Annotated in this window: 1 protein-coding gene; it reads left to right on the top strand. The window is 60.0% G+C overall.

The window, feature by feature from the left end; translation table 11 throughout:
* Window positions 1–316, top strand: a 316-nt coding sequence (locus FY251_RS21490; RefSeq protein ID WP_222847900.1) for a hypothetical protein, incomplete at its 5' end; no start/stop codon positions are given.
* Window positions 317–440 lie beyond the last annotated feature (124 nt).

The following is a 440-nucleotide window of genomic DNA, read 5'->3' as shown; positions in this document are numbered from 1 at the left end:
GCCCGAGGGTCTGTTCATGGACTACTTCGGGCCGGATCTCGCCGGACTCGGCCTGACCCTGGTGTTTGCCACCATTATTGAGGTCTGCAGCGAAGGCACCTCGCCGCTGGCCTTCGAGATCTTCAACCAGGTGGGGGCACTGGGTAATCCCTTTATATTCCTGATGGCCGGCGTGGCCACGGACTATACCGAAATCGGCCTGATCTGGAGCAACATCGGTAAGCGGTCGGCGGTCTGGTTACCGGTTATCGCGGTTCCCCAGATCCTGTTACTGGCCTGGGCGATGAATGTGTTCCTTACGCCCGTTGCCGGGTGACGTAACGGTCCTAGCATTCATTGGGGGCACACTGGCACGGATGAGCCGCCTTTTGGGTCGGCTCTTTCGACATCTCCTGAGTCAGCCAGAAGCCCGCACCCAGCAACAGGGCACCGCCATAGAC

The organism is Haloferax sp. KTX1 (assembly GCF_902410085.1).
Lineage (GTDB): Archaea > Halobacteriota > Halobacteria > Halobacteriales > Haloferacaceae > Haloferax > Haloferax massiliensis.
This window is presented reverse-complemented; position numbering and strand designations above follow the sequence as displayed.